Source organism: Brakhagea slesvicensis, assembly GCF_052161625.1.
Taxonomy (GTDB): Bacteria; Planctomycetota; Planctomycetia; order Pirellulales; family Pirellulaceae; genus JBKCUI01.
In genome coordinates, this window is the sequence record NZ_CP197412.1 from 2086724 (window position 1) to 2110906 (window position 24183).

At 56.0% G+C, this 24183-nt stretch carries 19 protein-coding genes; 8 read left to right on the top strand and 11 right to left on the bottom strand.

From position 1 onward, the window contains the following. Positions 1–289 precede the first annotated feature (289 nt). The 6 genes from SH467x_RS08000 to SH467x_RS08025 form a co-directional block, all read right to left on the bottom strand. Complete coding sequence (locus tag SH467x_RS08000; RefSeq protein ID WP_482370748.1) at positions 290–1105, bottom strand: glycerophosphodiester phosphodiesterase; 816 nt, start codon at positions 1103–1105, stop codon at positions 290–292. 164 nt (positions 1106–1269) lie between these two features. Further along, entirely contained in the window at positions 1270–1590 is a 321-nt protein-coding gene (locus SH467x_RS08005) for a DMT family transporter (protein ID WP_482370749.1), read from the bottom strand. Between the two features lie 18 nt (positions 1591–1608). Then, positions 1609–2493 (bottom strand): NAD(P)-dependent oxidoreductase, encoded by an 885-nt coding sequence (locus tag SH467x_RS08010; RefSeq protein WP_482370750.1) that lies wholly within the window; start codon positions 2491–2493, stop codon positions 1609–1611. A 7-nt stretch (positions 2494–2500) separates the two neighbouring features. After that, positions 2501–3340 carry a purine-nucleoside phosphorylase gene (locus SH467x_RS08015; protein WP_482370751.1) on the bottom strand — a complete coding sequence of 280 codons (840 nt, stop codon included), beginning with the start codon at positions 3338–3340 and terminating at the stop codon, positions 2501–2503. Positions 3341–3379: 39 nt separating this feature from the next. Continuing rightward, on the bottom strand, positions 3380–3985 hold the full coding sequence (locus SH467x_RS08020; protein ID WP_482370752.1) for an ATP-dependent Clp protease proteolytic subunit: 606 nt from the start codon (positions 3983–3985) through the stop codon (positions 3380–3382). A gap of 48 nt (positions 3986–4033) precedes the next feature. Then, positions 4034–4639 (bottom strand): ClpP family protease, encoded by a 606-nt coding sequence (locus tag SH467x_RS08025; RefSeq protein WP_482371352.1) that lies wholly within the window; start codon positions 4637–4639, stop codon positions 4034–4036. 221 nt (positions 4640–4860) lie between these two features. Here SH467x_RS08025 and SH467x_RS08030 point away from each other — a divergent pair, with 221 nt between their 5' ends. Then, positions 4861–6681: a phospho-sugar mutase gene (locus SH467x_RS08030; protein ID WP_482370753.1), complete on the top strand. Its 1821-nt coding sequence runs from the start codon at positions 4861–4863 to the stop codon at positions 6679–6681. After that, positions 6681–7142, top strand: a complete 462-nt coding sequence (locus SH467x_RS08035) for a hypothetical protein (protein WP_482370754.1) — start codon at positions 6681–6683, stop codon at positions 7140–7142. The genes SH467x_RS08030 and SH467x_RS08035 overlap by 1 nt, the downstream gene beginning before the upstream one ends. Positions 7143–8387: 1245 nt before the next feature. Here the strand turns inward: SH467x_RS08035 and SH467x_RS08040 are convergent. From SH467x_RS08040 to SH467x_RS08050, 3 genes are all read right to left on the bottom strand, one after another. Beyond that, entirely contained in the window at positions 8388–9890 is a 1503-nt protein-coding gene (locus tag SH467x_RS08040; RefSeq protein WP_482370755.1) for a glutamate synthase subunit beta, read from the bottom strand. 103 nt (positions 9891–9993) lie between these two features. Then, on the bottom strand, positions 9994–14553 hold the full coding sequence (gltB, locus tag SH467x_RS08045) for a glutamate synthase large subunit (protein ID WP_482370756.1): 4560 nt from the start codon (positions 14551–14553) through the stop codon (positions 9994–9996). 109 nt (positions 14554–14662) lie between these two features. Continuing rightward, on the bottom strand, positions 14663–15598 hold the full coding sequence (locus SH467x_RS08050) for a LysR family transcriptional regulator (protein ID WP_482370757.1): 936 nt from the start codon (positions 15596–15598) through the stop codon (positions 14663–14665). A gap of 428 nt (positions 15599–16026) precedes the next feature. Here SH467x_RS08050 and SH467x_RS08055 point away from each other — a divergent pair, with 428 nt between their 5' ends. The 6 genes from SH467x_RS08055 to SH467x_RS08080 all read left to right on the top strand — a co-directional run bounded on the left by SH467x_RS08055 (position 16027) and on the right by SH467x_RS08080 (position 23295). After that, positions 16027–17346, top strand: coding sequence for an anti-sigma factor family protein (locus SH467x_RS08055; RefSeq protein WP_482370758.1), 1320 nt, complete (start codon positions 16027–16029; stop codon positions 17344–17346). Positions 17347–17464: 118 nt separating this feature from the next. Beyond that, entirely contained in the window at positions 17465–19120 is a 1656-nt protein-coding gene (nadB, locus tag SH467x_RS08060; protein ID WP_482370759.1) for an L-aspartate oxidase, read from the top strand. Positions 19121–19224: 104 nt separating this feature from the next. Next, complete coding sequence (locus SH467x_RS08065) at positions 19225–19854, top strand: superoxide dismutase (RefSeq protein WP_482370760.1); 630 nt, start codon at positions 19225–19227, stop codon at positions 19852–19854. Between the two features lie 154 nt (positions 19855–20008). Continuing rightward, positions 20009–20563, top strand: a complete 555-nt coding sequence (locus tag SH467x_RS08070) for an HD domain-containing protein (protein ID WP_482370761.1) — start codon at positions 20009–20011, stop codon at positions 20561–20563. A 75-nt stretch (positions 20564–20638) separates the two neighbouring features. Next, positions 20639–21082, top strand: coding sequence for a 3-hydroxyacyl-ACP dehydratase FabZ family protein (locus tag SH467x_RS08075; protein ID WP_482370762.1), 444 nt, complete (start codon positions 20639–20641; stop codon positions 21080–21082). 242 nt (positions 21083–21324) lie between these two features. Further along, positions 21325–23295, top strand: a complete 1971-nt coding sequence (locus SH467x_RS08080) for a pseudouridine synthase (RefSeq protein ID WP_482370763.1) — start codon at positions 21325–21327, stop codon at positions 23293–23295. A gap of 58 nt (positions 23296–23353) precedes the next feature. Here the strand turns inward: SH467x_RS08080 and yidD are convergent, their stop codons facing one another. Both yidD and SH467x_RS08090 read right to left on the bottom strand, forming a co-directional pair. Continuing rightward, entirely contained in the window at positions 23354–23575 is a 222-nt protein-coding gene (gene yidD, locus SH467x_RS08085) for a membrane protein insertion efficiency factor YidD (RefSeq protein WP_482370764.1), read from the bottom strand. Between the two features lie 153 nt (positions 23576–23728). After that, positions 23729–24139 carry a Minf_1886 family protein gene (locus SH467x_RS08090; protein ID WP_482370765.1) on the bottom strand — a complete coding sequence of 137 codons (411 nt, stop codon included), beginning with the start codon at positions 24137–24139 and terminating at the stop codon, positions 23729–23731. Positions 24140–24183 lie beyond the last annotated feature (44 nt).

A 24183-nucleotide genomic window follows, 5' to 3' on the forward strand; every position in this document is an offset into this window, starting at 1 on the left:
GAAAACGTTCAACCGATCACTTCGGCGCAATCCCTTGTTCGCTTCACTCTCTCGTACTCGTACTCAGCATCGCGGTACTCGTACACGTACTCGATCTCGACACCTTACACTATGCGCAATTCAACTCAGCAGCCAGCATATCGCGATCGACAAATCCCTCGGACTGGCTTCGTTTTTGACGAGTACGAGTACCGTTTCACTGAGTACGAGTACGAAATCCGATCAAGTACCGTCGCGGGGCGACTGAGCATGAGGGCTGAGACGCAGAACCTTAACGTCCGCGGCACAACTATTTGTTTAAAGTCTTGCGAATCAAATCGGGGCGATTGGTGGTAATCCCCATCGCTCCAAGCTTCTGAAAATAGATCGCGTCGTCCGGTCCATCGACGGTCCAAACGTGAAACTCGCGGAGCCCCTCGCTTCGCAGCTTGGCGATGAAGTCCTTCGTGACAATATCGCGATTTCCCTGGGTCCCCAACCCATCGGCTTGGGTGCGACGAAGTGTTTCGATCACTTCATCGAGTTGCGGCTTCCACTCACCCGTCTTTTCGTTTTGTTTGTACCCGGTGAGCCAGTGGACCTTGATATCGGGCAAGGTTTTTTTGCACGCGATCACGGTGTCGGCATTGAAGCAGATGATCAGGAGCTTTTTGGGATCGGTCGGGTATTTTTCCAGCTCCGCTTTAAGAAGGGGAACGATCGCCGGCCCTGTCTTGAGCTCGATAATGAACTTCTTGTCCTCAGGGATACTTTGAAGCACCTCCGCAAAAGTCGGGATGGGCTCTCCGCGGAACTTCTCGCCCTTCCACGAGCCATATTCAAGTTCGCGAAGCTCTGCGAGCGTTGACTTCGACACGTCCAGGTTCTCGCCCGAGGTTCTCAGCGTGGTCTTGTCGTGAATGCAGACGATCTGCTTATCCTTCGTGTAATAAAAATCTCCTTCCACTCCATCTGCCTGCTGTTCCCACGCCAATCGAAATGCGGACATTGTGTTTTCCGGAGCATCAAACGATGCTCCGCGGTGGCCAACAATCATCTGCGCGTCGGTTTGCGATGCCAGCGTCGCCAACGCGACGAGCGAGAGTCCTAGAACGTTACGGAGCATGGTCTCAAGTTGGGTGAGTGTGGGAGGCAGACGCAATAGCCCATTGCTATTCCAAAGGAGGGTGTGCGTCGTTCGATTCGCAAGTATAGACAACAGAGCTATTGGAGTCCGCTCCTACACGAAGAATTCACGCGGGCACGCGATATCGACTTTGGCCTGCAAAATTAGTGATCGGAAGAGAGCTTCATGGCGACAACCCCCGTCGTGATCAATATCGCAGCGACGATACGCAACCAATGGATTGGCTCTCCCAACAGAACCAGCCCGACTAAAAACGCTCCGACCGCACCGATCCCCGTCCAGACCATATAGGCCGTTCCCAACGGCAGCGACTTCATCGACAGCGAGAGGAGCGCGAAACTCGCAATCATGACGACAATTGTCACGACCGAGGGGACAAAGCGCGTGAAGCCCTCGGATTGCTTCATCGAGTAAGCCCACACGACTTCGAGGACACCAGCGATGATCAAATAGAGCCATGCCATCGGGAAGCCTCTCTCGTGTTAACGACCGACAGCAAGCCACAATGCTTGGGTGCCGCTGGAGCCATGCCCCATCCCCTGAAGCTTGCGATACAGATCGATCCCAAGCTCGACACCCGGCAATTTCAATTGCATGCGAGCAGCCTCTTCGAGCACGATCCCCAAATCCTTCACAAAGTGATCGACGAAAAAGCCTGGGGAATAGTCCTCTCGCAAGATCCGAGGGGTGAGATTCGACAACGACCAACTACCCGCCGCGCCGGACGATACCGACTCGAGAACCGTTTGCGGATCCAACCCGCTGCGAGTCGCATAGAGCAACGCCTCGCATAGTCCGACCATGCTAGAGGCGATCAATATTTGATTCACCATCTTGGTGTGCTGACCACTCCCTGCGGCCCCTTGGTAGACATAGGTCTTGCCCATCAGTTTCCAAAGAGGCTCCATCGCGTCGAACACTTCTCGATCGCCGCCGACCATGATGGAGAGCCGTGCTTCTTTCGCTCCGATGTCCCCTCCGGAAACCGGCGCATCGAGCGCATGACAACCCCGCTGCTTGGCCTCGTGATAAACCGTCTCCGCCAAGGCGGGGCGGCTGGTGGTCATATCGACCAAGAGTCCTCCGGCTCGCAATCCCTGTAACGCGCCAGACTCTCCCAGCAGGACTTCCTCGACATCGCTCGGGTACCCGACCATCGAAAAGACGACGTCGCTGTTCTGGGCCACTTGCAAGGGAGTTTCGCAACGACGCGCTCCCATCTGGACAAGAGTTTCCGTCTTCTCAGGTGTTCGATTGTAGACGGAAAGGGAGTAGCCAGCCTTTAACAAATGGGTGCACATACTGCGTCCCATCACTCCGGTCCCGATCCAACCAAGCCGCGTTGTTTCCGGGTGGATACTGATCATAGCTGGGCTACTTTCCGCTGCGATTCTTTTCGTATTCGAGAACACCTGTAACCAAAGCAGTCAAGCGTGGCTCCGCATCATTGGCAATCGCAATGATCTTGGAGACATCGGCTGCCTCGAGGGCATCGGGGAGACACATATCGGTGATCACCGAGAATCCCACGCAACGCATCGAGGAGTGGACCGCTACAATCACTTCCGGAACCGTCGACATCCCGACCACATCGGCCCCAATCATGCGCAGGAAACGATACTCGGCTCTCGTTTCCAAATTCGGACCCGCCACCGCAACAAAGACCCCGCGATGCGCGACAATGTCGTTCTTCCTAGCGACTCGCATCGCAGCTTCGATCAACTCGGCATCGTAAGGTGCCGACATGTCTGGGAAGCGTGGCCCGAGTCGATCGTCGTTGATACCGATGAGCGGATTATCGCCAAGCAGGTTGATATGGTCGTCGATGAGCATAATGTCCCCCGCTTTGTAGAGAGGATTCATCCCCCCGCAAGCGTTCGAGACCAGCAGCAACTCGGCACCAAGCGCCTTCATGATCCGCACCGGGAGCGTGATCTCCTGGAGCGGGTACCCCTCGTACATATGGAATCGACCTTCCATCGCCATCACGGGTAACCCGCATAGCATTCCGCAAACCAATCGGCCTCGGTGCGACGTGGCGGTCGACTTCAAGAAGTGAGGAATCTCGGCGTAATCGATCGCCGCTTCCACTTCAATCCGCTGCACCAAAGGCCCAAGACCTGTTCCGAGGATAATCCCTGCGTGAGGTGTCCGACTCCAAGCCTTGCGGATGAAGTCGGTCGATTCTTGGATCTTGTCGTAAAGGTCTAGCATGGTGCAGTCTCAAAGATAATGGGCGGGAGTTCGACGCGATCAAGTCGCCGGGGGTTCGACACGTGGCATCGAATCGATGACTTTGTCGATCAAACCGTACGAAACCGCTTCTTCCGGATCCATAAAGCGGTCGCGATCGGTATCCTGTTCGATCTTCTCAAGCGATTGACCGCAGTGCTTGATCAAGATCTCGTTCAACCGTCGCTTGGTTCGTCGGAACTCTTGAACGTGGATGGAAATCTCCTCTGCCGTTCCCTGCATCCCTGCCAAGGGCTGGTGGATCATGATGCGGGAATTCGGAAGCGAGTAACGCTTATTCTTCGCACCGGCGGTCAGCAAAACCGCACCCATCGAAGCCGCTTGACCGATGCAGTAGGTCGCCACATCGCACGAAACGAATTGCATCGTGTCGTAAATCGCCATCCCGGCGCTGACGCTGCCGCCAGGGCTGTTGATGTACATATGGATGTCCGCCTTCGGATCATCGCTCTGCAGGAACAACATCTGGGCAACGAGCGCATTGGCGATCTCGTCATCCACCTGCTGGCCCAAAAAAATGATCCGATCTTTCAGCAATCGGCTGTAAATGTCGTAAGCGCGCTCTTCGCGTCCGCTCTTCTCGATGACATAAGGGATCAAAGGCATAACTGGTGACTCCTGGGAATGGATCGTAGTTCGGTGGTGCTAGCGGGACTAGGTGCTCTCTTCTTCGCTCTGCTGTTTGGTGAGCAAGTGATCTACAAGTCCATAATCCTTGGCCTCCTGCGCGGTCAAGAAGAAGTCGCGTTCGGTGTCCTTGGCAATCTGGTCCACCGACTTGCCGGTGTGCTTGGAAAGAAGCTCGTTGAGCTGGGACCGCATACGAAGAATCTCTTTGGCCTGGATTTCGATATCGGAAACTTGGCCTCGAACCCCGCCGTGGGGCTGGTGAACCATCACGGTGCTGTTGGGCAAACAATATCGCTTTCCTGGGGAACCACCTGCGAGCAAAACGGCGCCACCGCTGGCCGCTTGACCGACGCAGTACGTCGCGACGGGGCACGAGAGCATTTGCATGGTGTCGTAGATGGCCAGCGTCGACACGACTTCACCACCCGGCGAGTTGATGTAGAAGTGAATGTCCTTGCGACGATTCTCGCTCTGCAAATACAGAAGCTTCATCACCACTTCATTGGCGTTGCCGGTGTAGATCTCTCCTTGGAGGAACACGATGCGGTTCTCCAAAAGAAGATCTCCCAACGTCATCTGACGCTGGCGCTGGTAGCTTTGGTAAGCATGCGAATCAAACACTGGCGGCATGTTTGGAAAGTAACTCAATTGATCTTTCCTCGTTCTTTAAGTAAGGCAACGTTCGAATGTGTACATCTTTTCGATATGCACCCATTTGGCAAGGGTACTTATCGGACAGAATCTACCGGCAAACGAGCCCGTTATAGCGTCCCGAAGCGGTTGCCCCTAAAATCAACCCCTCCTTTTACCGAAAATCCACTTCCTCCCAGGCTCCCCTCGTCGAACTTCCTATGCCGATTTCAACGCAAACCGCTCTCGCCTTAATCCAGTCCGCTCACGAACAAGCCAAAATCAGCGCCGGAGCCGTTGAAAACTTGAAATGCTGGCTAACCGAAGCCCGGTATGCCCAATACGTGGACTCGGTCTGCCAGCACGTCGAAGAAGAGAAGTGGCAAGCGTTGGACGATGCCTTCTGGACGATCATTCCCTTCGGCACCGGCGGACGTCGAGGAAGGATGTACCCCATCGGATCCAACGCGATCAACGACCGGACCATCGGGGAGAGCGCCCAAGGCTTGGCAGACTATATCTTGAGCCGATCCGATATTCCCAAGCCCCTCTCGTGCGCGATCGCTTACGACACCCGACACAATTCTCGCCACTTCGCGGAACTCTGTGCGTCGGTCATGGTCGCGAATGGTTTTCATGTCTATTTCCTGGACGACTATCGGGCAACACCCCAGCTTTCCTACGCCGTCCGAACGAAGAACTGCAGCTGCGGAATCATGGTCACCGCCTCGCACAACCCGCCGAGCGATAACGCAGTGAAGGTTTACTGGTCGACCGGCGGGCAAGTCCTGCCGCCACACGATGCGGCCATCATCGACGGAGTCATGAACGTCCAACAGATCAAGACAGTTCCCTTTTCGGAAGCTGTTAGTGCCGGAAAGGTGACCGTCGTCACCTCCGAGATCGACGAGAAGTACTTGGCAGCCGCCTCGCAGTACGCTTGGCCTGGCTCGCGTGATGTCCGCGTGATCTATTCCCCCCTCCACGGCGTCGGTGGCTTTGCCGTTCTGCCTCTCCTGTCGGCATGCGGATTCCAAGACGTTTCCGTCTTCGAACCCCATGCGAAACCGGATGGTGACTTTCCAAACGTTCCCGGACATGTCAGCAACCCCGAGAACAGCGCCGTGTTCGATGCGATCATCGTCGAAGCCAAAGCGCGCGGCGCGGACTTGATCCTCGCTACCGATCCGGACTGCGACCGCATGGGATGCGCAGCACCCCTCACTCCCGCTCCTGATTCCCCCTGGGGCACCATCAATGGGAACCAATTGGGAGCTCTCTTGACTGATTTCGTCCTCGGCAAAATGAAAGCCGCAGGAACCCTCTCGGCCAAAACGTACGTCATCAAGACCTTGGTGACCTCCGAACTGACTCGCCGCATTGCGGAAAGCTACGGAGCTCGCTGCGAAGGGAACATCCACGTCGGCTTCAAGTGGATTGCCGGCTTGATGGATGAGCTTGGACCAGACAACTTCGCATTCGGCACCGAGGAGTCGCACGGCTACCTCATCGGTCAATACGCTCGAGACAAAGATGGCGCGGTGGCATGCTTGCTCATGACCCAACTTGCTGCGGATCTGAAAGCGGAGGGACTTACCCTGCATCAAAAGCTCGAGCAGCTTATTTCCACTCACGGCTGCTACCTCGAGGACTTGATCAACGTCCAAATGGAGGGGAGTGAAGGGATGGCGAACATGAAGAAACTCATGCAATCCCTCCGAGACAATCCACCCTCTACGATGGGTGGCCTCTCCGTCGTCGCCGTCCGCGACTACGGAAACCTCACTCGAAAGATTGTCGGCGGTGGCACGGAACAACTTGCTGCACCGAAGAGCAACATGCTGATTCTTGATTTGGCGTTACCGGGAAGCTCGCAACCGTCGGGCAACGCCATCGCCGTCCGGCCGTCGGGAACCGAGCCGAAAGTGAAATTTTACTTGTTCGGCTACGAGCCGGTCTCGCAGGGCTTGGCCGCCGCCAAGACCGCCGTTCTAGATCGCTTGGCTGCCATGAAAGTCGACGCAAAGAAGCTAGGGTCTTGATGCGAATTACGGACGAACTACTGCTGCTAACGGATACGTTTGCTCGCCATCGAGTGAACTACGCTATTTGCGGTGGTTTGGCCGTTGTCATTCATGGCCGTCCAAGGCTTACCTTGGACATCGACTTTTTGGTTCCGGCAGACGAGATGGAAAGGGCAATCAACGCGGCAGCATCTGCTGGGTTTAATGACGTTGCAGGGTGGATTGTTCTACCAAGCAACGATCAAGGAATCGACCGATTGTTTCGAGTCAACAAAATCCAAAATGGTGATTTGCTATCGCTTGATTTGCTTGAAGCAAACCACGCGGACAATCCGATTTTCAAGGATCAAGAATCGTTCGAGATGGATGGCCATCCGATCCGACTTCTATCGCGAGCAGGGTTGATTAAAATGAAACAATCGTCCACTCGATTAAAAGACAAATTGGATGTGGAACTACTCAATGACCAAACAGACTAGCGTTGAAGTTGCGAAACGCCAGAGTCGCGGGTGGTCGGATGCGATGGATAGCGATTCGATTGCTCATCGGCTGGCCAAACTTCAGGAATTGCACGATTGCTGGAGATTCTTTCAAGGGGGTACGAAAAGACTGCCGGCAGAAAACAGCGAGCCCGCGTCGCTTTCTGAATCACATCGCGAATCAGGTGCTTGAGCCTACTTGATTCCTGATTACCCTTTGCGTGCTTTGCGCCTTGGCGCGCGATTTAAAATTAGGACTGAAGAAAGTCGCGCGCCAAGGCGCAAGGATCGCAAAGGAGTGGAAGAAGAAGGTGAAGAAAAAGTGTAAGGGTGAGTGGTGGAGGGAATTTTCGACGAGGGCTTTTGATTGCATGTCCCTCATCTTATTGCCAATCTCACTCATCTCTTTCGTAGTCGAAATCGATGGCAGGAAAATGGGGGCATGTAGATAGGAAGGAAAGAGCAGACCTGCAAGCAATCTCTAACCACAATCCCCTCTGCGATCTTGGCGCCTTGGCGCGCCATTTAAAATTAGGACTGAAGAAAGTCGCGCGCCAAGGCGCAAGGATCGCAAAGGAGTGGAAGAAGAAGAAGGAGAAGAAAAAGTGTAAGGGTGAGTGGTGGAGGGAATTCTCGACGAGGGCTTTTGATTGTATGTCCCTCATCTTATTGCCAATCTCATTCATCTCTTCCGTAGTCGAAATCGATGGCAGGAAAATGGGGACATGAAGATAGGAAGGAAAGAGCAGACCTACAAGCAATCTCTAACCACAATCCCCTCTGCGATCTTGGCGCCTTGGCGCGCCATTTAAAATTAGGACTGAAGAAAGTCGCGCGCCAAGGCGCAAGGATCGCAAAGGAGTGGAAGAAGAAGAAGGAGAAGAAAAAGTGTAAGGGTGAGTGGTGGAGGGAATTCTCGACGAGGGCTTTTGATTGTATGTCCCTCATCTTATTGCCAATCTCACTCATCTCTTCCGTAGTCGAAATCGATGGCAGGAAAATGGGGGCATGAAGATAGGAAGGAAAGAGCAGACCTACAAGCACTGCACCTCCCATCCCGCACCCCCTTTGCGAGCGTTGCGCCGTCGCGCGCCACTTGAAACAGGACCGATGAAGAGTTCTCGCAAAGGCGCCACGGCGCAAAGAGGCTAAATCCACTTCCTCGCAAAGGCGCCATTACTGTCTTGCGGGTCAGGAGACACGCAAGACAGACCTACCGAGCGATGCGTCAGCGAGCGATCTTGACTAGGTCGTCGAGACGAGTGCCGAGCCCATGGTGAGGCCAGGGGCTGGGAGGGTGCTGTGGCCTCGCAGGTAAATGTCGATGGCGCGTGCGGCACCACGACCTTCATTGATCGCCCATACCACCAGCGATTGCCCGCGACGGCAGTCACCCGCTGCGAACACACCCGGGACGGACGTCGTGAACTTCCCATGCTCCGCCTTGTAGTTGGAACGCGGATCCAGTTCCAGGCCTAGGACCTCGCTGACGTAGCTCTCAGGTCCTAGGAAGCCCATCGCGAGGAGGACCAAATCGGCGCCGATGATCTCTTCGCTCCCAGCAACCTCTTCCATCGTGAACTTGCCGTCCTTCTTCACCCACTGCACGCGGACCGTCTTAATCCCGGTGACATTCCCCTTGCCGTCATCGACGAACTCCTTGCTCAAAATACAATACTCGCGAGGGTCCTTGCCGAACTTCAGCAAAGCTTCTTCATGCCCATAGTCGCTTCGGAAAATGCGGGGCCACTGCGGCCAAGGATTATCCGCCGCTCGGCTCTCGGGTGGCTTATCCAGCAATTCGAAATTCACCAACTCGCTGCAACCATGTCGCAGACTGGTTCCGATGCAGTCACAACCGGTATCACCACCACCGATGACAACGACTCGCTTCCCCTTCGCGGAAATGTACTTCCCATCGGCATGCTTGCTATCGAGCAAGCTCGCGGTGTTGGCACTGAGAAACTCCATCGCGAAGTGAACACCCTTTAACTGCCGACCGGGGATCGGCAAATCGCGAGGCTTGGTCGCACCTGTCGCCAAGAGCACCGCATGATTCTCCGCCATCAACTGCTTGGGATCGACCGTGCGACCGACGTCCGCCTTGGTCACAAACTTGACCCCCTCGGCCGCCATAAGATCCAGCCGTCGTTGCACGACATCCTTATCGAGCTTCATGTTGGGAATGCCATAGGTGAGAAGTCCACCGATTCGGTCGGATCGCTCGTACACGGTTACCGTGTGCCCCACCTTGTTCAACTGATCGGCTGCGGCCAGCCCTGCAGGACCGCTACCGATGATGGCCACGCTCTTCCCTGTGCGAGTCTCAGGGGGCTTCGGGTGAATCCAGCCCTCGGCATAGCCGCGATCGATAATCGCGTTCTCGATATTCTTGATCGTGACGGGCGGATTGGTGATTCCCAATACGCAAGCTCCTTCGCAGGGAGCCGGACAAACGCGACCGGTGAATTCCGGAAAGTTGTTCGTCTTGTGCAGTCGATCGAGAGCGTCTTTCCATCGACCGTTATAAACCAAGTCGTTCCATTCGGGAATCAAATTATCGATAGGACAACCCGTAGCAGATTGGCAGAACGGCACCCCGCAATCCATGCAACGCGCTCCCTGCGTTCGCAACTGTTGCTCGTCAGGTTCCGTATAGATCTCGCCGAAATCGCCCAATCGAACTACCGGCAGCCGCCATTCCACCTTTTTGCGATCAAACTCTTTAAAACCGGTTGGCTTGCCCATGCTTCTATTACTCTCGTATCGGATATTGTCTTCGTGTTTGGATCGGCAAGGCTCACATCAAACAAGCCTCGCCGCGATGGATTGAACAAAAAAGTGCACCGAACTAGGCCTTCGCCATCTCTCGTTTGGTTTGCTTCATTTCGTTCAAGACTCGTTTGTAATCGATCGGCATGACTTTCACGAATCGTCGAATGCTATTCGACCAATCGCTGAGCAACTCCGTTGCGACCGTCGACCGGGTCAACTCTGCATGCTTGGAAATCATCGCATGAAGTTCGGCGATGTCTTCATCCTCTTCCACGGTCTCCAGTTCCACAGTCCCCAGATTGCATTGGATACGGAACGCCTCCATGTCCGCGAGCACGTAAGCGATCCCGCCGCTCATCCCCGCTGCAAAGTTTCGACCGGTCGGCCCGAGGATCGCCACGCGCCCCCCGGTCATGTATTCGCAACCATGGTCGCCGACCCCTTCGATCACGGCTTGGCAACCTGAGTTTCGAACAGCAAATCGTTCTGCCGCTCGCCCGCGAATAAAGATCTCACCACTGGTCGCACCATACAGGCAAACGTTTCCAACGATGATGTTCTCTTCCGGCTTGAACGAAGCTGCCCGATCCGGGAAGAGGATGATCCGACCACCGGAAAGCCCTTTACCGACGTAGTCATTGGCGTCCCCTTCCAATTCCAACGTCACGCCATGCGCCAGGAACGCACCGAAACTCTGCCCAGCAGCACCTCGGAAGCGGATGCGGATCGTGTCAGTTGGCAATCCCTTCTGGCCATGCACCTTGGCGATCTCATTGCTCAAGATCGTCCCAACCGTTCGGTTGATGTTGATAATGGGCAATTCGAATCGTACCGGCTTGACCTTCTCGATCGCTTCACGGCATCGTGGCAGGATCTGGGTCAAGTCAAGCGACTTTTCCAATCCATGATCTTGTTTGTCCACGCATCGAACTTGCACGTCCGGGCTCAGCTTCTTGGCTGGTGCCAAGATAGGCGTCAAATCCAATCCGTCCGCCTTCCAATGCTTGATCGCGGCATCGACCCGCAAGAACTCGGTTCGGCCGATCATTTCATCAATGCTTCGGAAACCGAGCGATGCCATGATCTCTCGTGCGTCCTCGGCCACCATGAACAGATAGTTCACAACATGCTCCGGCTTGCCAGCGAACTTGGCCCGCAATTCAGGATCCTGTGTCGCAATGCCCACGGGGCAAGTGTTCAAATGGCACTTGCGCATCATGATGCACCCGAGGGTGATGAGCGGCGCGGTTGCGAACCCAAACTCTTCGGCTCCGAGCAACGCTGCGATGATAACATCGCGGCCGGTCTTCAGTCCGCCGTCGGTCTGCAGCGTCACGCGACTTCGCAAATTGTTCAGTACAAGCGTCTGATGCGTTTCGGCGATTCCAAGCTCCCATGGTAGCCCCGCATGCTTGATGCTCGTCAAAGGCGAAGCCCCCGTACCACCCGTATCCCCGGAGATCAAGATGTGGTCGGCGTGCGCTTTGGCAACACCGGACGCCACGACCCCGACCCCGACCTCGCTCACCAGCTTCACACTCACGCGAGCCGCACGATTGCTATTCTTCAAATCGTGAATGAGCTGCGCCAAATCCTCGATCGAATAGATATCGTGGTGGGGTGGAGGGCTGATGAGTCCAACCCCAGGAGTGCTGTAGCGGATGCGGGCGATGTAGTTATCGACCTTTTTGCCAGGGAGCTCTCCCCCTTCGCCTGGCTTCGCACCTTGCGAAATTTTGATCTGAATCTCGTCGGCGTTGGTCAAGTATTCGATCGTAACACCGAACCGCCCCGAAGCGACCTGCTTGATGGCCGACCGCTTGCTATCGCCGTTGGGAAGAGGCTGGAAGCGGACAGGATCTTCGCCCCCTTCTCCCGTGTTGCTCTTGCCACCCAGTCGGTTCATGGCGATTGCCAACGTTTCGTGCGCTTCGGAACTGATCGATCCGAGACTCATCGCCCCCGTGCAGAATCGTCGCACTATTTCCTTCGCGGGCTCAACTTCCTCGATGGGAATGGGGCCAGTACCCGCTCCTGCGTTGAACTCGATGAGCCCCCGCAGCGCGTATCGCATCTTCGCATCTTTGTTGATGTGATCCGCGAAGCGACGGTAAGCATTCTTGTCACCCGCTCGCGCTGCGACTTGGATATCGGCAATCGCGGCAGGATCCCAGCCGTGTCGCTCCCCTTCGGCTCTCCAGTGGAATTCACCCACGTTTGCCAACATGGGCAACGCATCGGATTTGCTCTCTGGGTAGCCCAACGCGTGGCGTCTCATGGTCTCTTCGGCCAAGATGTCGAACGAGCAACCTTGGATACGGCTATTGGTTCCTGCAAAGCAGCGGGCAATGACTTCGTCTTGCAAGCCGAGGGCTTCGAAAATCTGAGCACCCTTGTAGCTAGCCAAAGTGCTGATGCCCATCTTGGCCATCACCTTCAGCATGCCTTTGGCAACCGCCTTGCGATACATGGCGACGATCTTGTCGTCATCCATCCCTTGAAGCAACCCATCGCGGCTGGCTTGCCACAAGGATTCGAACGCCAAGTACGGATTGATCGCATCGGCTCCGTACCCAACGAGCAAGCAATGATGGTGCACCTCTCTGGCTTCACCGGTCTCAAGCACGATACCGATCCGAGTCCGCTTGGCGGCGCGAACCAAGTGATGGTGGACCGATCCACATGCGAGCAAGCTGCTGATCGCAACACGATGCTCGCTGAGGGAACGATCGCTGAGAACGACCATGGTAAAGCCGTCGTCGATCGCCTTCTCCGCTTCGGAGCAGATTCGATCCAGCGTCTCGAGAAGCCCTGCCTTGCCTCGAGCCCGATCGTAGGTCATGTCGATCGTCTTGGTCTTCCAACCGCGATGCGTCATGTGTTGGATCGCCGCCAACTCTTCATTGGTGAGGATTGGATGAGGGATCAACAACCGTTCGCAGTGGGCTGGCGTCGCATCGAGCAAGTTCTCTTCGGGACCGACATAGCACTCGAGGGACATGATGACATCTTCGCGAATCGAATCGATCGCCGGATTGGTCACCTGTGCAAAGAGCTGCTTGAAGTAGTCATAGACCAAGCGAGGTTGGTCGCTCAAACAAGCGAGCGCGGAGTCGTTCCCCATCGAGCCGATCGGATCGACTTGATTCTGGATCATCGGCAGCAGCATGAACTGCATCGTCTCGATCGTATAACCGAAGGCTTGCATGCGAGGAAGCAACGAATCGGGATAGAAGCCGTGGGGCTCTTTGTCTGCGGACAAATCCCCCAGGGTGATTCGCTTTTCTTGCAACCAATCCTTGTAAGGTTCGGACTTGGCAAACTTCTCCTTGAGCTCTTTGTCCGGGACCAAGCGGCCCTCTTCGAAATTGATCAGGAACATACGGCCTGGCTGGAGACGTCCTTTTTCCTTCACGATCGATGGCTCGACAGGAAGGACACCGACTTCGCTCGCCATGATGACCCGGTCATCGGTGGTCAAGTAGTAGCGGCTGGGTCGAAGACCGTTTCGGTCCAATGTCGCACCGATGGTTTGGCCGTCGGTGAAGACAATCGAGGCAGGGCCATCCCATGGCTCCATCATGCAGCTAAAGAATTCGTACATCGCTCGCTTCTCGGGCGACATGGTCTCATGCTTTTGCCAAGCCTCAGGGACCATCATCATCATCGCTTCCTGCAACGTTCGGCCGTTGAGGAGCAAGAACTCGAGCACGTTGTCGAATGTCCCCGAGTCGCTGCAGTGGGGCTCGACGACGGGAAACAGCTTCTTCAATTCGTCGCCAAACAATTCGCTGGCTGCGTTCCCCTCGCGTGCCCGCATCCAGTTGATGTTCCCTCGCAACGTGTTGATCTCACCGTTATGGCTCATGAAGCGAAGCGGTTGAGCGCGATCCCAACTCGGGAATGTGTTGGTGGAGAATCGCGAGTGAACCATCGCAAGGTGCGTTTCGAAATCGGGATCCGACAGATCCAAGTAATAAGGAACAACCTGCGCGGGAGTGAGCATCCCCTTGTAGATCAGTGTTCGAGTCGAAAGGGAGGAGACATAGAACAGAGTCGCCTGCTTCAGATTCGAATTCCCTCGCAGCTTGTGACTCGCCTGCTTGCGAATCAAGTAAAGCTTGCGCTCAAACTCGAGCGTCGAAAGCCCCTTCGCCGCTGCGATGTAGACTTGCTCAATCTTCGGTTCAGCCATGCGCGCCGTCGGTCCAATATCGGCGAAATCGGTGGCTTGGGGAACTTCGCGCCATCCGAGCAACGTCTGCCCTTCGGCGGCGATCAGCTCATTGAAGACCTTGCGACAATGCTCGCGCTCTGATTCATCTTTGGGAAGGAAGATGTTGCCGACCGAGTAGAAGCCTACCTGCGGTAGCTCGACATCGAATTCTTCTTTCGCGATTCGCCGTACGAACTTGTCCGGCATACCGACCAGAATCCCCGCGCCGTCCCCCGTATTGGCTTCGCAACCGCAAGCACCGCGGTGATCCATATTCTTCAGGATGGTGTCCGCGTCGACGACGATTTGGTGGCTCGGCTGACCCTTGATGTGCGCGACAAAGCCGACACCACATGAATCCTTTTCGAGTTCTGGATCGTAGAGACCATTCTTTTCTGGGAAGCCAAAAGGTGCGTTCATGTGTCGTGTGCCTATCTAGTGGAAAGAGTGGTTCGAGGTGAGTCACCGCCGTCCGAAGAGAGCGGTGATAGGGGGTGGCGGTTCATTGCGAGTTCGCCCGACGCATGTATCAAGAAGCTTGCGCCCGAGCATCCGCCGTTACATCGGTTGAATCATCCTGATCCCACACCCGATTCTTCATGACCAAGTCCATGAAATTGCGAGCCGCTCGACTCATCGACACATCCCTTCGCTGGATAATTCCAAGCGGTCGAGTCAATTCGAGCCCCTCGCATTCGATCATCGTCAGCGACCCTGCGGCAAGCTCGCTGGCAACCGTAAGTTTCGGTAGAAATGCAACACCGCTGTTCACAATAGCGGCATGCTTTACCGAATCGATATTATCCAATTCAACGACCACGCGCATCGTCACGCCGAGAGCCCGAAGCTCCTTGTCGATCTCTTGACGGATACGCAGGTTGCTCGCAAAGGCGACCAAGCCCACCTGAGAGAGAGCTTGCGGGGAAATCTTTCCCATCGAAGCCAAGCGGTGGCGGGGCGAAGCGACCAATACCATCGGCTCGTGACGCCACAATGTCGTCTGCAGGGTCGCATGATTGACGTCGGGATAACTCACCATCCCAAAGTCAACCGTTCCCTGCTCCACCATGCGGTATACCTCGTGCGGGTGAGCCAGCTGATACGCAAAGGTTGCCGACGGAAACGCTTTCTCGAATCGCTCCTCCAAGATTGGGAGATAACTCAACCCCATCGAATAAATCGATGCGACCACGACGTGACCCGTCACTTCTCCCGAATCACTTCCCCCCAAACGGACTTCGTCAACCAAAGCGTCGAACTGGCGCAGCACCCCAGCTAACCCGTCATAAAACTTCTGGCCTTCTGCCGTCAAAACAAAGGGCCTCTTCGAACGGTCGATCAACCGCACGGACAAAAAATCTTCCAAATGCTGAACGCTCTGGCTGGCAGCGCTCTGCGTCATTCCATGTTCGATCGCGGCGTGTGAAAAGCTACGCTTACGTACCACGTCGTAAAACACCTTCAAGGAGCGAATGTGGACTGCCCCATGCGTGCTAGCGGCTCTTCTATTATTTTTGTTAATGGCAAAACTCCTCTATTAACAACCACGATCGGAGTCTATCGCCATCCCGCATGACCGTCAAGAATTAAAATTAAGAACTTTTACTCTCGACAAATGGTATTAGATTCACAAATAAAAACAGGCCAACTATCAGATCCTCCTCGAAATGGACACGTATTCTCGCTTTAATGGCGAGTCAGGGGATTTTCTTCACCTTTAGCGCAAGAGCCGGGTAGGGCAAGCAGGCGCAAATCCGGGTTTCCACCGAGAACCGTACTCACGAAAATTCCCATTTTCTTCATCGCCTTGCTATTCTATTTTGGCCGTGTGGGAACTTTTTCCGTCCGCGCGTACTCGGAGGAGTTGAACTACTCAATCTCCTTGGTGAAATCATGAATCCTCAACCTCCAGACAACGAAGAACTGCTCAGCGGCTTGCTGGATGGGGAGTTGTCTGGCGCCGATGCGCGTCGGATCGAGCAAGCGATGCGAGCGGATCCTTCGCTGCACGAACGCCTCGATGAACTCACCGCGATGCGATCGTCGTTATTGCGAGGTCGTCCAACCGGCAGATTGTCGAAATCGTTCGCGTCGCAAGTCGTCGCAGCGGCCCAACAACGGGCTGTCGCCATGGAACTCGACGCACCACAGTGGATTCCCTTATCCCGCGACTCCGTCGATTCGAGCAGAATTGGCGGAACGGGAGCGAGGTCCAAACCGGAACCAACATATCGTCAACGCATGTGGATCCCGCTCGGGGCCCTCGCTTCGGCCTGTGCCATCGCCTTGTTTGCCTTTTTCACGCTCCCCAGGCCTGAACCCCAACCGATTGCCGATCTCCCGCCGTTTAGCAATTCCCTGGATCCCAATCAACCATCCACTCCCCTCGACGCGTCCGTATCGCCATCGGTCCCCGAGCTTCCCGCGAACGCAGTTGCTTCGAATACTGCAGGCCCGGTGGGCCCAAGCGATATCGACAATGCCTTGCCTCGCAACGATTTGTCGCCCGATCGGACCGACCGGCGAGTGGCCGAATCACCTCCGGCACCAGCGACCGAAAAGGTCGAAAATGAAAAGGTCGATAATACGGAGAGGTTGAAGATTGACACATCCTCGATGGCCAGCGCGGAAGCAGGCAACAATGCCAGGTCTGCATCCATTCCTGGCGAAGCGAGCAAAGCACCTTTTATGCTGATGGTCGTTTCGGTATCGATGGATCGCGTGGCTCGTGAAAACAACGCGCTGAACCGAATCCTGAACGAGCACGGAATTGCCTCGGTGGAGGATCTTGCACTCTCCCCTGAGCAGCTCGATGCACTTCTCTCAACGGGTATGGCAGGTTCGGTGAGCCAAAACGGTGCCGGTGTCTATTTTCTCAAGGGCTACGCAAAGAGTTTGTCGAGCGCTCTGGATGACATCTGTTCCCAGTACAAGGACTTCCCTGAGTTCGGGCTCAATATCGCCATGGACGATTCGGCGAAAGCGTTGATCGATCAGTTGGACGGCATCCAAGTCGCTGCCAACAAAGGGGTCGCAAGAAGGTTTGCTGCAGAAACCCCTGAGGGCCTGATCTCTAGCTTCGCCCCGGGTGCAAAGCGATCTGTACCATTATCGAGCAAGCGACGCGAAGAGTTCCGCTCGCAAGCCACATTGCCCAAGTCAGATTTGAATCCGATCTCCCATTTGCTGCTGATCGTCCGAGACGCGGAATAGGTCTTGGATCGCGACGGTGGTGCACGGAAAGAGATTCACGGCCGGTGAACCAAGCACCACACCGAGGCTGGACCGAGTACTATAGTTGGGCGACTCTTTCCCTCCCAACAGGCTATCTATGCTCGCTAGCTCCATCCCCAACGTTCCCCTCCTGCAACCCTGGGATCGTTGGACCAATCGCTATCTCACCCATCTCGACCCCAAGCGATGCGGGCACTTCTTTACCGATGTTCTCATCATTGGAGGAGGATTAGCTGGCCTGCGAGCAGCGCACGAAATCGATCCCGACCTGCGAACACTGATCCTCACCAAGGACAAACTCGAGGAATCTAACAGCACCTACGCACAAGGCGGGATCGCCAGCGTTTGGGATCCCGAAGATCGATTCGACAACCATGTGCAGGACACCCTCGTAGCGGGTGGCGATCTATGCGAACTGCAAGTTGTCGAGACCGTGGTTCGCGAGGCGCCTGATCGCGTGGCCGAATTGATTCGATGGGGAACTCGATTCGACCAGCACGATGGGCAAATCGTCTTGGGACGCGAAGGAGGGCATTCCCACCAACGGATCCTCCACGCGCTCGGGGATGCGACGGGCAAAGAAATCATGCGAGCCATGATCGCGCACACCAAGGAGCGACCGAATACTGAAATTTGCGAAGAGACCTTCACAATCGACTTGCTCACCTATGAAGGTCGCTGCCATGGAGCGGTCGCATCCACGCGAGGCGGCAAGCCCTTTCTCATCTGGGCGAAAGAAACCATTCTCTGCACCGGAGGGTGCGGTCAAGTGTTCCGAGAATCCACCAATCCACGTGTCGCGACCGGGGATGGTCACGCCCTCGCCTTCCGCGCGGGTGCGGTCATGCGTGATATGGAGTTCATGCAGTTTCACCCGACCGTTCTGTACATAGCAGGCAGCTCGCGAACTTTGATCACCGAAGCCATCCGTGGCGATGGCGCATATTTGATCGATTCGCAGGGATACCGATTCATGGGCGATTACGACCCCCGACTCGAATTGGCCCCCCGCGATGTCGTAAGCCAAGCCATTGTGAGCCAGATGGAAAAGACGCAATCGTCGTGCGTCTACCTCACCATGAAACACTTGGATGCCCAGCATGTGCGGGCTCGATTCCCCGGGATTGCAAAAGTCTGCGAAGGGTTTGGATTGGACATCGCCGTCGATGCGATTCCGGTGAGACCGGGCGCCCACTATATGATCGGGGGATGCGAAGTCGATACGCAATCGCGCACATCGCTCCCGGGGTTGTGGGCGGCCGGAGAAGTTACCAGCAGCGGATTGCATGGCGCCAACCGCCTCGCTTCCAACAGCCTCCTGGAGGGACTTGTGTATGGCGCTATCGCGGGGCGCAATGCATCGCAGGGCGCCAAAGAGAATCACACGGACGAACTCCGAGTCCTCCCCATCGCATCCCTTGGTCAAAGCCGCTTCGACGGCACCTTCGATCTAGGCGATATTCGAAATGCGGTCCGGTCGGTCATGTGGCGCAATGTCGGCGTCCGGCGGCGTGAATCGCAACTCGCCGAAACCGTCAGCGCGCTGCAGCAATACTGCAGCTACGTTCTCTCACACGATTTGGCGAGCGTAGAAGGTTGGGAGCTCCAAAACATCTTGACGGTCAGTTTGCAGATGGCGATCGCCGCGCAAGCGCGACAAGAGTCCCGTGGCGTTCATTTTCGAAGCGATTACCCCCACGTCGACAATGCCCAATGGCGAAAACATTTGACCATCCAGCGTCTCGAGTCTTGAGGGTTCCAGCGGGGGCGGGTGTCATTTTCTAGGTTTTTGATAGAATGCACCTAAACTGGATTGCAATTCAACGTAACCACTAACTCATTAGCGGAGTCTCCAACATGGCCCATACATTGCCACCACTTCCTTACGCCACGAACGCCATGGAACCGCACATCGATGCGATGACGATGGAAATCCACCATGGCAAACACCATCAGGCTTACATCACCAACCTCAACAAGGCGATCGAGGGGACACCACTGGAGGCGAAGTCCGCTGAAGACTTGATCAAAGACCTCAGCGCAGTTCCAGAGGACAAACGAACTGCCGTTCGCAACAATGGCGGCGGACACGTCAACCACACCTTCTTTTGGCAAATCATCGGCTGGAATGCCGGTGGCAAACCCAGCGGGGCTCTGCTCGCCGACATCGAAGCCACCTTTGGCAGCTTCGACGCGTTCAAAGAGAAGTTTGCCGCCGCCGGCGCAACCCGCTTCGGCAGTGGCTGGGCATGGCTGGTCGTCAACAACGGAAAACTAGAGATCGGTTCCACCGCCAACCAAGATAGCCCCCTCATGGGCAAAGCGGTCGCGGGAATCGAAGGTACCCCCATCCTCGGTCTCGATGTGTGGGAACACGCTTACTACCTCAAGTACCAAAATCGACGTCCTGACTACATCGCAGCCTTCTGGAACGTCGTCAATTGGAACGAAGTTGGCAAGCGATACGATGCAGCCAAAAAGGCCTAGTCGGAATCAGGAACTGGACCGCTAGACACAGAGATATCATAGACGGGCGAAGGGAATTCTCTTCGCCCGTTTTATTTTGTCCCATTTTGTTTTATGGTGATTCTTTTTCCAAATCCTTCTCCATTCCTTCCCTGAGAGGAAAGTTCGACTGCCTATGGATCGAGAGTCTGCTTTGGCACTGATGCACCAATACGTGCAGAGCGTTTCCCTGCGCCGCCACATGCTCGCCGTCGAGGCGGCGATGCGCACCTACGCAAAAAACATGAATGAGGATGAGACCGAATGGGGAATCGTTGGCCTTCTGCACGACTTCGACTACGAACGATGGCCCGACGCCCCCTCGCACCCGCTCGAGGGGAGCAAGATTCTTCGTGAGCTTGGCTACCCCGAAGAAGTCATTTATGCCATTCTTTCGCACGCGGATTACCTTAATGCCTATCCTCGAGTTCATTTGGTCGATCGCGCCCTCTACGCATGCGATGAACTATGCGGGTTCCTCGTCGCGTGCGGGCATGTGCGACCGGACAAACTCGAAGGCCTCGAACCGAAAAGCGTTCGGAAGAAACTGAAGAACCTCAGTTTCGCAGCAGCCGTCAACCGCGACGACATCCAGCGAGGAGCCCAAGAACTCGGCGTCGATCTGGACGAACATATCGCCACCTGCATCGAGGCGCTGCAAGGAATCCAAGACCAACTCTTCGATCGCTAGCCCCCGGTAATCGCACTCCCGCTACCAAAAACCAAACCACCGATCGCCACCTCTGCATCCACATACGCATCCGCCATGACCACCACCGCCATGAACCTGGAACAAATCCAACAAAAGATCCCGCACCGCAAGCCGATGCTCTTGGTCGATGAAGTCGTCGAGCAAACCGAAAAGACCATCCATTGCCGCAAGACCTTTCAACCGGACGAGTTCTTTCTCCAAGGTCACTTCCCCAACTACCCCTTGGTACCCGGTGTCATCCTCTGCGAGGCATGCTTGCAAAGCGGAGCGATCTTGCTCAGCCAGTTCACCCCGCAAGACGGCACGGTGGTTCCTGTGGCGACCCGCATCGACGGAGCCAAGTTCAAACGGATGGTGCGGCCCGGTGAAACCGTCGACATCGAAATCACCTTGAACGATGTCGTCTCCACCGCTTATTTCATGACAGGAAAAGTAACTGTCGAAGGAAAGCTGGCTGCCCGCTTGGACTTCGCCTGCAGCGTCGCTTCCCCCGGATAGCTTCGCAGTCTCCTCCCGAGGATCTGGCTCTGGCCCCCAAGCATCCATCGAAAATGACGCTTTAGGCCTGCACTTTTTGCTTTTCATGAACTATTCTTAGACGAACCGCAACGTCGTGAGACGCTGCCGATCGCTATCTCGTCGATCGATAATTCTTGAATTCGTTATGCCATCGTTCCCCCTGTTGCGAGAACAGTGCTTCGATCGCTGGCATCGCTCCCTCGTGAGCGGATTGGTCTGTCATGTCAAAGCCAAAAAGAACTACCGATGCTACCCCTTCGTTTCTCAGCGGGGAGCAGCGGATCAATAAACTCCTTGCCGCAGCCGGACTCGGTTCTCGTCGACAAGTCGACGAATTGATCACCGAGGGTCGCGTGGAAATCGACGGCCAAGTCATCTCGCAGGTAGGTGTCAAAGTCGATGCCGACAAATCGAAAATCCTCGTCGATGGCGAGCCCTTGAAGAGGCACCGCCCCGTCTACTATGCCGTCCACAAACCAGCCGGCGTCCTGTGCACCAACAGCGATCCCGAAGGACGCCCTCGCGTGATCGATCTGGTGCCAGCCCAAGCCCGTTTGTTTCCTGTCGGCCGATTGGACGCCTCGAGCACTGGACTGATTCTCCTGACCAACGATGGAGAGCTTGCACAGCGTTTGGCGCATCCAAAGCATTGCGTTCCCAAGACCTACTTCGTAGTCGTGGCCGGACAAGTCGAAAAGGAGGCCATGCGAAGGCTTCAACGAGGTATCTATCTGGCTGAAGGGGTCGCGCGGGTCGACGGCGCCACCATTCGCAAAGTGCGCAAAGGTTGCACCGAAATCGATATCACGCTGAGCGAAGGAAAGAACCGCGAGATCCGCCGCGTCCTGGCTCGTCTCGGACACAAAGTCGTCGTCCTGCGGCGCACTTCGATCGGCCCCCTCAAACTGGCCGATATGCCCGAGGGTGCGTACCGACCCTTGCAAGACAAAGAAGTCGCAGCCCTATACCAAGCCGTCGAAGAAATCAAAAAGGCTCGCAACCAAGACCGCCGGGAACGCAAGAAGCGAAACACCGAAAACGAACTGGCTCCCTCCTCCCCGCGATCTGGCAAACCACCTGCCGGTAATCCATCGAGACCACCTGTCTTCAACGAGGATGGTGGGGACTGGAATGAAGATGATGAATTCGAGGCGGATTCGATCATGGACACCCTTCCTCCCATGTCCAAGAATCCGTTCCGCACCGCCGACGATGAAGACGCGGAAGAGGAAGGGTTCGATGACGCCATTCTCGTCACCGACTTCAACGCTCCGGAAGTCTATTCCAATAAACGAGGCGCTGTCCTCTCGTACGACGATGAGGCAGGACTCAGTGAATTTGTCGAGGATGGCATCGAGGGATTGTTGGAATCCTCCGACGAGGATTCCGGTGATGAGACGGCGAGGCCCAAACGTCCTCGCGGAGGAAACGGAGGAAGAGGTTCCGACAGGCGACCCACCTCGAGAGGCCCCCGCGAACGATCCACCGGTGAACGATCCACCCGTGAAGGGGACTCCCCCTATCGCCGCAGTTCGGCAACGGCTGGCCGGGGAGCACCCCGCTACGGCCAACGTTCCCGCTCTTCCGATGGCCCTTCGGAAGGCTCCGCGGATGGCCGCGTAGATCGTCGACGCAAACCAGGACCGGGCACCGCAAGCCGCGGTGGACGAGGGCGTGGAGGACCCGGAGCGGAGGGCCGAAGCGCTTCGACCGGTAGCCCCTATTCCCCCCGGCCAAGCTCCGGTGCCAGCCGGCCCGAATACGGAGCCGGAGATGACCGCCCCCAATTCGGTGGCGGTGGACGGCGACCACCCCGCAGCGGTGCACCTCGCAGCGGCGGAAGCTCCCCCTATGGAACCCGACGTAGCGCATCAGGAACAAGCGGTGAAGGCAGACCAGCCCGCGGACCAGGCGGTGGCGGCAGGCCAAGCAGCGGGGGCGGCAGGCCAAGCAGCAGTGGTGACAGACTAGGTGGTGACAGACCAAGCGGTGACAGGCCAAGCGGTGACAGGCCAGGCGGTGACAGGCCAGGCGGTGCCGGTAGACCCGGAAGGGGTGGCAAGCCAGGAAGCAGACCGAGCAGACCGACCGGAAAACCGGGCGGAAAACGATTCGGCGGCGGCAGCGGCGGTCGAGGTGCATCGGGGGGACCTGGAGGAGGCAAATCCTTTAGCAAGAAGCGCCGCCCCTAAGCCTTCTTTCCAAGAGGCCCCTGATTCAAGGACGCCTGCTTGTCAAGGACGCCGGCTTTCAAGGAGGATCGTATCCGCCGGGATGAAAAGGGTGGCAGCGTCCGATGCGACGCAACCCTTTCCATATTCCCCGCAACGGTCCGTACTTTTGGATCGCTTCGATCATGTACTGCGAGCATGTCGGAGTAAATCGACAGGAGGGGCCCAGGAGCGGACTGATTCCACGTTGATAAAAACGAACCGCGGCGATGAGCGCGGTCGAAAGCCAACGTGTGATCATGATTCGACTCCGGTTTGCATCGCGATGGTACGGGAATCGCTCGATCAAGCCGTACCGATTTGACTGCAGACCCAGAGAAGGTACCCCAGCCAAATCACGAGAAGGACCGAGGCTGCTGCCAGGAGTGCTAGGTGTTGCGTTCGAGTCATCCGATCAGCTCGCATCGCTAGAAAGTTCGAATCTCGGCTGAAAGGCGTCGTCGAAGTCGAATTGATCATCGAAGTCCTCTCGCCGATCCGATTTGCTTTTCCGCATCTCGCGAATCCGGATCAAGTTGTACACGATCTCGCCGAAGTCACTGGTGGAGTAGATACCCCAATTGTTCAGGACCGTCTTGGCCATGAAGCCATATTGATCGAGCGCGTATTCTTTGATGGCCTGACAAAGCTGCTGACCAGTGAGGTGATGGTCCTGGGGATTCTCGCTCCCTTCCTCTTTCGTCGCGGGGAGCTTCATCACCTTCTGAGCATAGGCGAGCCCTTCGCGGACGAATTGATACGCCTCCAAGTGATAGCGTTGATCCTTTTGCAGCAATTCGACGATCGCGAGGACTTGTTCATTCACGATGCATAACCTGAACTTCCATAAACGGGCGAAAGTGACTTGTG